At 41.2% G+C, this 9846-nt stretch carries 11 protein-coding genes and 3 tRNA genes; 7 read left to right on the top strand and 7 right to left on the bottom strand.

Annotation, left to right across the window (positions count from 1 at the left end; translation table 11 throughout):
* Positions 1–83 precede the first annotated feature (83 nt).
* The 3 genes from JL57_RS29115 to JL57_RS29105 all read left to right on the top strand — a co-directional run bounded on the left by JL57_RS29115 (position 84) and on the right by JL57_RS29105 (position 316).
* A tRNA-Asn gene (locus JL57_RS29115) sits at positions 84–158 on the top strand.
* A 1-nt stretch (position 159) separates the two neighbouring features.
* A tRNA-Met gene (locus JL57_RS29110) sits at positions 160–236 on the top strand.
* Between the two features lie 6 nt (positions 237–242).
* Positions 243–316 (top strand) — tRNA-Gly (locus JL57_RS29105).
* A gap of 171 nt (positions 317–487) precedes the next feature.
* Here JL57_RS29105 and JL57_RS29100 read toward each other — a convergent pair.
* From JL57_RS29100 to JL57_RS29085, 4 genes are all read right to left on the bottom strand, one after another.
* Positions 488–1975 (bottom strand): HD domain-containing phosphohydrolase, encoded by a 1488-nt coding sequence (locus tag JL57_RS29100; RefSeq protein ID WP_291300730.1) that lies wholly within the window; start codon positions 1973–1975, stop codon positions 488–490.
* A 79-nt stretch (positions 1976–2054) separates the two neighbouring features.
* The gene (locus JL57_RS29095; RefSeq protein WP_034145382.1) at positions 2055–2558 is read right to left on the bottom strand and encodes a hypothetical protein; all 504 of its coding nucleotides are present in this window, start codon (positions 2556–2558) and stop codon (positions 2055–2057) included.
* 340 nt (positions 2559–2898) lie between these two features.
* Positions 2899–3582 carry a bacillithiol biosynthesis deacetylase BshB2 gene (gene bshB2 / locus JL57_RS29090; RefSeq protein WP_034145381.1) on the bottom strand — a complete coding sequence of 228 codons (684 nt, stop codon included), beginning with the start codon at positions 3580–3582 and terminating at the stop codon, positions 2899–2901.
* Positions 3583–3658: 76 nt separating this feature from the next.
* Positions 3659–4009 (bottom strand): YojF family protein, encoded by a 351-nt coding sequence (locus JL57_RS29085; RefSeq protein WP_034145380.1) that lies wholly within the window; start codon positions 4007–4009, stop codon positions 3659–3661.
* A gap of 502 nt (positions 4010–4511) precedes the next feature.
* Here JL57_RS29085 and JL57_RS29080 point away from each other — a divergent pair.
* Genes JL57_RS29080 through JL57_RS29070 form a run of 3 tightly spaced genes read left to right on the top strand, consistent with a single transcriptional unit; the run spans position 4512 to position 7456 of the window.
* Positions 4512–5612 (top strand): TRAP transporter substrate-binding protein, encoded by a 1101-nt coding sequence (locus JL57_RS29080; protein WP_034145379.1) that lies wholly within the window; start codon positions 4512–4514, stop codon positions 5610–5612.
* Between the two features lie 21 nt (positions 5613–5633).
* A complete protein-coding gene (locus tag JL57_RS29075; RefSeq protein ID WP_034145378.1) occupies positions 5634–6146 on the top strand; it encodes a TRAP transporter small permease in 513 nt (170 codons plus the stop codon).
* Positions 6143–7456: a TRAP transporter large permease gene (locus JL57_RS29070; protein WP_034145377.1), complete on the top strand. Its 1314-nt coding sequence runs from the start codon at positions 6143–6145 to the stop codon at positions 7454–7456. The genes JL57_RS29075 and JL57_RS29070 overlap by 4 nt, the downstream gene beginning before the upstream one ends.
* Before the next feature lie 187 nt (positions 7457–7643).
* Here JL57_RS29070 and JL57_RS36735 read toward each other — a convergent pair whose 3' ends face one another.
* The 3 genes from JL57_RS36735 to JL57_RS29060 form a co-directional block, all read right to left on the bottom strand.
* Complete coding sequence (locus JL57_RS36735; protein WP_366557129.1) at positions 7644–7799, bottom strand: Ger(x)C family spore germination C-terminal domain-containing protein; 156 nt, start codon at positions 7797–7799, stop codon at positions 7644–7646.
* The gene (locus JL57_RS29065; RefSeq protein WP_291300731.1) at positions 7760–8365 is read right to left on the bottom strand and encodes a GerAB/ArcD/ProY family transporter; all 606 of its coding nucleotides are present in this window, start codon (positions 8363–8365) and stop codon (positions 7760–7762) included. The genes JL57_RS36735 and JL57_RS29065 overlap by 40 nt, the downstream gene beginning before the upstream one ends.
* Positions 8366–8622: 257 nt before the next feature.
* Positions 8623–9159: an NUDIX domain-containing protein gene (locus JL57_RS29060; protein WP_034145375.1), complete on the bottom strand. Its 537-nt coding sequence runs from the start codon at positions 9157–9159 to the stop codon at positions 8623–8625.
* A gap of 352 nt (positions 9160–9511) precedes the next feature.
* Between JL57_RS29060 and JL57_RS29055 the strand changes: the two genes are divergently transcribed.
* A partial coding sequence (locus JL57_RS29055) for a xanthine dehydrogenase family protein subunit M (protein WP_034145374.1) occupies positions 9512–9846 on the top strand: 335 nt, incomplete at its 3' end.

The raw sequence follows: 9846 nt of genomic DNA, 5'->3' as shown, positions 1-9846 counted from the left end.
GGCTGAAGAGGACGGTTTGCTAAACCGTTAGGGTGGGTAACTGCCGCGAGGGTTCAAATCCCTCCTTCTCCGCCAAATATTATTCCTCGATAGCTCAATGGTGGAGCAACCGGCTGTTAACCGGTAGGTTGTAGGTTCGAGTCCTACTCGGGGAGCCATGGCAGGGTAGCCAAGTGGTCTAAGGCAAGTGGTTCATACCCGCTCATTCGAGGGTTCAAATCCCCCCCCTGCTACCAATATATGCGGGTGTAGCTCAATGGTAGAGCGCTAGCCTTCCAAGCTAGTTACGAGAGTTCGATTCTCTTCACCCGCTCCATTAGAACTAATAAACCGTACTATAAGGTGCGGTTTTTGCATGTTACATATTCTGCTACAAAAGAAATTAAGACCAGAAGACCAGGTCGCAATAATTCTCACCTAACGGTATTTTCAATAACAAGGTGCTTCGCGTATTGACGCGGAGCACCTTGTTAAACTGCGTAGGCTATTAAATCAATTCAACAAACTTATCAACAAGTGTAGGGTCAAACTGTGTCCCTTTGAATTTAACAATTTCAGCCAGAGCTTCTTCTTTGGACAAAGCCTTACGATAGGGCCTGTTGTTTGTCATTGCATCAAAAGCATCGACGATTGTAAGGATCCTGCTCTGAAGCGGAATCTCTTCACCCTTCAATTTGAAGGGATAGCCATTACCATCCCACCACTCATGATGCTTAAGTATCCAATCCGAAATGTGCATAAGATCCGGCGAAGACTCGGCAATACGGTAGCCGATTTCGGTATGCAGTTTCATTTCGTTGATTTCTTCTTTAGTAAGTCTTCCGGGTTTAAAAAGTATTCTATCGGGAATGCCAACCTTCCCGATATCATGGAATTGGGCAAAGAGATACATGTCCTTAATCTCATTTTTCGACATGTTTATAGCTTCAGCCAGTTTGCCGGATAATTCCTGCATTCTGTCGCCATGCCCTTCGGTGATAAAGTCGCGGACTTCCAGCATTTTAGTCAAGATGCCAATGTTTTTACTCTTTTCACTCTGCCGGTGGTGAAGTTTTTCACGGTACATTAGATTATCCGCGATCTTCAACAATGCTTTTAAATCCTTTTGTGTACCATCCCCAACAGCATAACCTAGAGACATGCTAAGGGGTATAATGCGTTCCTCAGAATTAATAATAGCTAGTAATTTATCCATTTTGGACGCTTCGGCTGATAATTCTTCAGTAGTTGTGTGTTTAACTAATACGGCAAACTCATCTCCGCCAATCCGGGCAACGACATCATTTTGACCAAAGCATTCACATAAAATAGTTGCGGCTGTCTTTAAATAATCATCACCTACAGCATGACCGAGAGTATCGTTGACTAGTTTCAATCCATCAATATCACAAATGACAATACCCATTCCGCTCGTATCTGTATTTTGATATTTATCCAATGTATGATCAAAATAGTTTCTGTTATAAAGATTTGTTGGAGTATCATGGATACTCATGTTATAAAGTTTGACCTCTGATTCCTTACGCAGAGAGATATCTCTAACAACGGCCAGAACCGTATCGTCTCCGCATAAAACTAAGCGTGCTTCAAAGAAAGTATCTTTGTTAAATTTTAATTTTCCAGAACAAAACTCAAAAGTTTGTATTTCACCAGTCTCAAATAGTTTTTCTATGTTTAGGAATGCTAGTTCCACAATATGCTCAGCAACAAAGTATAAATCCTTGATATTTTTGCCTAAAAATTCAGCCTTCATATGAGAGGGAATCATAGTATTTTCAATATAATTATCAATTAAATTACCTTTACGGTCCAATAAGAAAAACATATCAGGAATGACCTTCAAAAATGCACCTAGTCGGTTTTCACTTTCCTTTAAGGCCTTCTCTGAGTTTTTTCTATCAGTTATATCAACAATTGTAACAATGATCTTAGACAATTTACCTGCTTCGTCAAACTCTGGTTCATGATCTCCCATTGTCCAGCGAAGATCACCGTTATCTGGATTTCTTATCCCGATAATTTGTTCGCGTGCAGGTTTGCCGGTAGAAAGCACTTTAATATAGAGGAAACTCGTCCATAGTTAAGCTTTGACCATCCTCGTTTATATAATGGGTAATGACCTCCTCCAACGAAACTTGAGGCAGATGTTCTATGAGAGATTGTTTCAAAAAAGATTGCTCTACGAGAGTTTTTTCGTTGTCTTCATGGTTTCTAGGGCTTCCCAGTTCGATAAACTTTCTATTGCATACCAGCATCTCCCCTTTCGGAGAGAACACAGCAATACCCACATTCAGATTTACCAATAGAGTTTTCATTTTAGCTTCACTTTCTCTGAGCTTTGCAAGTGTATCCGTGAGTTCTGCGGTCTTGAATATTACTTCCTTTTCAATGCTCAGATTACGAATATACAAAGTTACAACTATAGTAAAAATAACCAACGAAACGATGAGCAATTTGAACACGTTGGCATTAGAGTTTGAGAGAGCTAGCTTAGGGAAAAAATGAGCCAAGAGTAGGGGGATTAATAGCAGAGCAAAATTTCTTAATGACATAGTCATATATCCTTACTCCTTTAAAACTAAAGTTATAAATAGAGTTCTAACTAGAGTTTACGTTATTATTTAAAATTTATGGAAAAATGTTACTGTGCTATGCTTAGTTCTACATATTTCAATATAATTCAACAAAAATCTACTAATTCCTCTAAACCCATAAATACAAAATAATCCATCAGGTAAATCATTTTAACGGACATGTTTATGCTTCAACACAGTAAAAAAGAAACAGTATGGCTTCTTTTAAATGATGAAGTCACACAGTTTCTTTCACATAGATAATTATTTAAATGGTCTGGCTTATTTTGCATTTTCATGGATTAATTATACTGTAAGTCGTCGCTTATCGGCGCTCATCTGAAAAACGGTAGGTCCAGAAAGTTTCTTTCAGGAGCATGTGACTAAATTGATTTTTGGAGGACTTTCCCTTTTTTTGCCCCCTTGCAATACGAGACAGAAACATTTGGGATTGTGATTTATGGGACCGGACCGCAGCCAGCTTCACTTCGGACACATCTGAAATATCATTGACGATATCCGGCGGGCCGAGCACATCCTGAGAGTCATGAGAAAAAGCGTGGGCGTACACGACAGGGCGGTCCTGAACAGAAAGACGAGAAATGGCTCGGATCGTCACATCCCCGAGAGCGTTGTGATCTGGATGCACTGCATATCCTGGATAGTGGGTAAGGACTAGGGAAGGATGAATCTCGCGGAGGATCCGCTCAATTCTATCGATTAAGATTTCAGGGTCTTCAAACTCTATCGTTTTATCTCGCAACCCGAGTTTAATCACATTTTTGATGCCAATAGCTTGGCAAGCCTCTGCCAACTCTGCTTCCCGAATATGCGCTAGCGATTCTCGGGTGGCAAAGAACGGTTTTCCCATGTTGCGTCCCATTTGGCCCATAGTAGCACAGATATAAGTAATTGGAACGCCCGACTTCGCGAATTGTGCAATGGTTCCGCCGCAGCCAAACGTTTCGTCGTCTGGATGGGGGAAAACTACGAGAACATGTTTTTCCAATGACCGATGCCTCCCACTTTAATCCAAAGTCCATTAATAACGCATAACACCTGTATACAGGTGTTATGCGACGAGTCTATAGTTCGAATGGAGATAAACTAAGTTCGAGAGCCACAGCCAGTCGTCCCTCTTGATCATGGCCGGCGAGCAATAGCCGACCCTCTTGGTCTATCTCAAAATCGGTTAGTCCCTCGGCGTATACCCAGCCGAGTTCCATTTTGAGACCAACTCGGTACGGACCGTCGCCAGTGATAATCCCTCGTCCAAAGCGGATACGACCATTGCGAATATATGCACCCACAGTCATATTGCTTTCTTGCCTATGGGCTGCATAGGCACCATTGGTCGTCTCTAGGTGGAGGTAGACTTCGCGGTTGAGAAAGCTATCCAGCGCGAGTTGTACAATGGACTTATCAATTGAGTTCATGAACCTATTTCACCTCAAACCTAATGCTTTTTCCCTTATTATATACTATTTTGATGCTATTTACATCGGCGAGGCTACGTGTGAAGGGGTGTCTTAAGAATGAGGCGTTCTGCATTTTACTTCAAGACGAGATTATTTTTTGCATCTTAGAAGGAAATAAAGGTTATACTAACTAGATTTTCATAGAAAAGTATGGTAATTTTATAGTGGAACGCATATACTATTCAAGTAAGTGTTTATAGAGTTGATTGATATCGTTCATGTAGATGTAGGTTAGTAGTCTGACGGTAAGTTGTAGGTTAGTAGTCTAATGGTAGTTGTAGGATAGTAGGGTAATGGTTGTTTCAAATAATGTAGGTCAGTTGTAGGACGGTAGAAATAAGGATGGGTTTATTCTCTGTATCCGTGTCTTTTGTTACGGAAGTGGGGTCTTACTCTGTTTTTCTAACTCCTATTAGGGGCTTTTTTTATTTTCTAAAATTAAAAAAGAGGAGAGATAATTGTGAAAAAAGGGTTAAGTAAATCAATTAAGTTGAAGTCGTTAGGGAGAGGAATTTTATTTGTGGTGCTGGCATTGAATTTGGTTTTTGTTTCAGGATGCGGACAGACTGCCTCTGTTCCGGCTGCTCAGAATGAAACGACATCTCAAACAGTCGAGCTAAAATTAGCTCATTTCTTTCCAGCTACACACCCTGCTGAAAAAGAGCTAGTTCAACCTTGGGCCAAGGCGATTGAGACTGCAACTGAGGGCAGAGTGAAAATTACCAGCTATCCGGGACAGACGCTATTACAGGCTGACGCGGTTTATGATGGAGTTATCAATGGAATCGCAGATCTAGGTCTTTCTTGTTTTTCTTATACACGGGGTAATTTTCCTGTGTTAGAGGTTTTTGAACTGCCAGGCATTAAATACGCTAATTCCAAGGCTGCCAGTAAAGTTGCTTGGGAAGGGATCAAACAGTTAAATCCCAAGGAGGTTCAGGATACAAAATTGATGATGGTGTTTACAACAGGCCCTGGAGATTTATATACCAAACAACCTGTACGTGCTCTTAAGGATTTAAAAGGATTAGAAATTAGAGCGACAGGTCTTAGCGCTAAAAGTCTTACGGCTCTGGGTGCCATGCCAGTTGCGATGGCCCAATCTGAAGCCTACGAAGCATTATCCAAGGGCGTCGCAAAGGGAAATTTAGGTCCAATTGAGGTCTTGCAGGGGTGGAAGCAGGCAGAAGTAACCAAATATCTGACTTTGACACCTTTCTTATACAATAATTTATTCTACATTACCATGAACAATAATAAATGGAACTCCCTAGATCCCAAAGACCAGAAAGCGATCGAAGCGGTAAACCAGAAGTTTTTTGAAGAAGTTGCCATGGGTTTATGGGATAAACAAAATGAATCTGCGTTAAAGTATGCTGTCAATGAAAAAGGGATGGAAGTCATTACCCTTTCTCAAGAAGAGCAGAATCAATGGATTAGTTTAATAAAACCAATTCAGGACGATTATGTAGCTCAAATGAAGAAAAAGGGGCAGCAGGGAGAAGAAATCTTGGCTAAAGTGAACAATCTTGCGGATCAATATAACAAGGAGTTTAAGTAAATCCTGAGGGGGAGTCTAAAATTGAAGCAATTATCTGGCATAGTAAAAGGAGTTAGCAGCATCTTGGATAAATTAGCTGGAATATGTATTTTTTCCGTGATGCTGTTGATTGTAGCAAATATTATCTTGCGGACGGTTTTCAACCAACCAATTTTGGGAACTTATGAGCTGGTAGGCTTTATAACAGCCATGGGAGTAGCCTTGGCCCTAGCACACTGTGCTTTTCAGGAGGGCCATATCGCGGTTAGCTTTATCATGGAACATTTTCCGCGAAAAATCCAGTCCATTGCAGCTGTCTTGGTTCATGCCGCTTCTTTAATGTTGTGGGCTGCAACTGTCTGGTCCCTGGGGAAATTTGGTCATGCTATGAAGCTAAAAGGGCTCGTTTCACCTTCGGCAGAAATACCTGTTTACCCTTTTATTTATGTGGTTGCTTTTGGCCTCTTGGGGCTTTGTTTGGTGCTATTGTTCAAGCTCCTAGTTTCATTCAGAGAAGTTCTCGGGACAAGTGCAGCTAAGAAGGTGGCACCATGAGTGTGTTTTTAGTTGGGCTAATTGGGATCGCGTTTTTCTTTGGCTTGGTAATGGTACGTATGCCGATTGCCTATGCTATGGCTCTTGTCGGTTTTGTTGGCTTCAGCCACCTCACTTCAGTACCGGCATCGTTGGATATGGTGGCTAAAGAACTATATAACACTTTTACTTCTTATTCACTGAGTGTTATTGCCATGTTTGTTTGGATGGGGTTTCTGGCTTACTATTCAGGGATTGGCACGAGTCTATACGTTTTCGCTTATAAAATGGTTGGACATTTGCCCGGGGGACTGGCAATTGCCACACAAGCAGCTTGTGCTATTTTCGGAGCGATTTGCGGCTCCAATACCGCGACAGCGGCTACCATGGCGGCCATCGCTCTGCCTGAGATGGATAAATATAATTATGACAAGTCATTATCCACAGCCAGTATTGCTGCCGGGGGCGTTTTGGGGGTCATGATTCCCCCAAGTGTTATTTTTATCTTATATGGCACTGCCACTGAACAGTCTGTGGGAACCCTTTTTATGGCCGGTATCCTTCCCGGGATTCTTCTGATGTTCTTAAACATGGGCATGATTTACTTGCTTACTTTGCGTAACCCGAGTTTAGGACTGGCCGGTGCCAAATCAAGTTGGGGAGAAAGAATTCGTTCCCTTCGGGGAGGGTTGGGGGAAGCCCTGGCTGTCTTTATTCCTTCTGTCGGTGGCCTTTTTGCCGGTTGGTTTACACCTACTGAGGCAGGTGCAGTAGGTGCTGGTGGAGTACTCATGGTCAGTCTTTTAGAGAGGCGGCTTGGTTGGGAAAAACTGAAAAAGTCCTTAGTTGATACTACTCGAACAACCGCTATGATTATGTTGATGCTTGCTGGAGCAATTATTTTTGGCCGGTTTATGGCTATAAGCAGAGTACCCTTTGAACTGGCAAACTGGGTCGGAACTCTTCCCTTACCACCGTTTGCCATTATGGGCATGATTCTTCTCATCTACTTCATCTTAGGCTGCTTTATTGATGCTTTAGCGCTAGTTTTACTGACCATTCCCATATTTTTCCCTGTGGTAGTTGAGACCCTAGGTTATGATCCGATCTGGTTTGGGGTGGTTGTAGTATTGGTAGTTGCCATGGGGGTTATTACTCCACCGGTAGGGATGAATGTTTATATTATTAAAGGAGTTGCCCCAGAAATCCCTTTAGAAACAATCTTTAAAGGGGTATGGCCGTTCCTCTGTACAATCATAATATGTTTAATCCTGCTGATGATTTTCCCGGGAATTGCTACCTTTTTACCAGAGCTGCTGAAGGGATCGTAAAAAAAGTATCAACGTCATGGAGGCGGCTCTCTATTCTACAAAAGATATTAGTAAGGCTCAGCGTGATAATTCTGCTGAGCCTATTTTATGCCCGGACATAGGCAAGTAATCCATAACGACAAAAGTACATTTATCCCAGTACTATTTAAGTAACCCATATGCTTCTAATTTACAGTTGACTTGTATTTCAATAGGAATAGTTGGGTAAATATTTGATAGCTTCCGCATGGTATTTTTGAAAGGCTTTATCGAAGCCAAGATAATCAGTCTTTAGCTCTTTTTGAGATTTATCTATAGCAGATTTTACTTGTTGACTAATTGCGTCATTAAAGAGTTCTTCCATTTTTTTAAGTTCTCTGGCTCGGAGAAATCAAGGTCTTTTCCGGCTTCCTCCATCATCATTCCTTCTGAGGTTACAGTATCGCCTGCGACTCGTTTTTCAAATCTGGGATTGGTATAAAAAAAGTCTCGAGCTTGGGCGTGTTGAACGAATACCAGTCGGAGTCTTAAGGCCAAATCAGGCTCTCGTAATAGGTAATTAGTAAGATCTCGAAAGTTTTCTCGTCTGGCAATATCTTCTAATAGAACTTCCGGGCCTTGGAAGGCTCCAAGGGAGTAATAAGAACCTTTCAGCACAGGCAGTAGTCCGTTCTCCTGAACCGGTAAGAATCTGTCTGTTTTGATGGTGGTAGTGAATAGCAGGGCCAATAGGATCAGGGGAATGGCTAAAAAGGGTAGGAGCAACTGGAAGAAACGGATCATCGGGACGAGACCGTAAGAAACCAACCAAATTAGAGATAAGGCAAATAGAACAAGTGGTACTATTGTGGGGGTTTGCGGAAGAAATAACATTTTATTAGCTAACAATGTTTCATAAAATATAGAGCTTAGTAAGGCAAGCCAAAACAGGAGATAAGCCTCAAGCTTTTTTAGTCTTAAATTATTATCCCAAGGTATTAGAAATATATGTTACGAAAAAATCCCCTCAGATTAACAGGCAGGGTATTTCTGAGCCATTACAATATAATTCTCGTCAACCCTAGTTGCAATAGAAGGTGCTTCGCGTGTTGAGGCGGAAGCACCTTTCTGCTTATGATTTTCCCGCGAATTGCTACCTATTTACAGAGCTGCTGACGGGATTGTAAAAAAAGTTAAGCGGGTGGCGATTAGTGTTTTCTCGATAGTACTAAAAGTATACCCATTATTGTCTTAGCATCCGAAAATTCTCCACGATTGGTCATCTCGACTGCTGTTTGCCAAGGGATAGTTTCAACTTGGAGGAATTCGCCTTCATCAAGGGGAAGGGGGTCCCAAGTTAAATCTTTGCCCCAAAAGTAGTGGATGATTTCATTAGAATATCCGGGAGCCATGTAAAAACTTCCTAAAGAGGTTAAATTAGCGCAATAACCGGTCTCTTCCCGTAATTCGCGTTGAGCACAGGTCATTGGTTCTTCATTTTCACTAAGCCTTCCTGCTGGTAATTCTAACAGACTGCAGCCTAGGGCGTATCTGTATTGTCTTACCAAAAGTATATTTTCGTTGTGAATAGCAACAATTGCAACTGCATTAGAAACTTTAATAATTTCACGTTCTGATTTTTGTCCATTGACGAGGCGGATAATGTCTCGCTCTAAGGTAATTATATGTCCTTTAAATAATACCTTACCCTCAACGCGTTCTTCAAAGAAGTTATTCTTAGGCATTTTTTCCCTCCTCGAAATAAAAGCATATTTTAGCTTTAACTTAATAATGGAAGATAATTAGCCAAACAACAATAGAAGATCTTTAACTAAACTAGTTAAAGATTATAATGAGTTTTTAACAAATAAGTCGCAGGGAAAAATACCCTTTGCGACTTATTTGTATTCCTAACATAGACAGTTTTCTCAAGCTATTCTTACCTAAATCAGTAATAGTTTAGGGATTAGTGGCCTGCTATAATAATCATATTCTTGGAATATTTTACATGGGCAGAATTACGAGTTAGTCGATAAATGGAGAATTTAAACAGCTAAGACTCAAGACCCAGTCTTCATATTTTAAGGAGGGATTTGAATGTACCTACCTGATTTTGATTATTATATGCCGGATAGTCTAGCAGAGGCCTGCGAAGCGCTCGCTCGTTTTGGTTCCAAAGCCAAGGTCTTATCCGGCGGGACGGACATTATTTCTAAAATGAAAAGTGGACTGCTCAGCCCTGAAATTCTAGTTTCCCTAAAGAAATTAGACGAGCTGACAAAAATTGAGTATGTTGCAGGAAAAGGGGTCGTCATTGGGGCAAGAGCCACTCACAATGACCTCGTTAATTCTAGCCTTTTAAATGAAAAATACCTTTCCATTTCAGAAGCTGCGCATCATATGGCAGCCAACCAAATCCGCAATATCGGCAC

Source organism: Desulfosporosinus sp. BICA1-9 (assembly GCF_000802135.1).
This window is presented reverse-complemented; position numbering and strand designations above follow the sequence as displayed.

What these genes read in the sequence shown, in the direction of transcription:
- JL57_RS29070 (WP_034145377.1), top strand. Translation starts at nt 6,143, where the DNA reads ATGAGTGTGTTTTTAGTTGGGCTAATTGGGATCGCGTTTTTCTTTGGC.
- JL57_RS29100 (WP_291300730.1), bottom strand. Translation starts at nt 1,975, where the DNA reads ATGGGAGATCATGAACCAGAGTTTGACGAAGCAGGTAAATTGTCTAAG.
- JL57_RS29085 (WP_034145380.1), bottom strand. Translation starts at nt 4,009, where the DNA reads ATGAACTCAATTGATAAGTCCATTGTACAACTCGCGCTGGATAGCTTT.
- JL57_RS29060 (WP_034145375.1), bottom strand. Translation starts at nt 9,159, where the DNA reads ATGCCTAAGAATAACTTCTTTGAAGAACGCGTTGAGGGTAAGGTATTA.
- JL57_RS29095 (WP_034145382.1), bottom strand. Translation starts at nt 2,558, where the DNA reads ATGACTATGTCATTAAGAAATTTTGCTCTGCTATTAATCCCCCTACTC.
- JL57_RS36735 (WP_366557129.1), bottom strand. Translation starts at nt 7,799, where the DNA reads ATGGAAGAACTCTTTAATGACGCAATTAGTCAACAAGTAAAATCTGCT.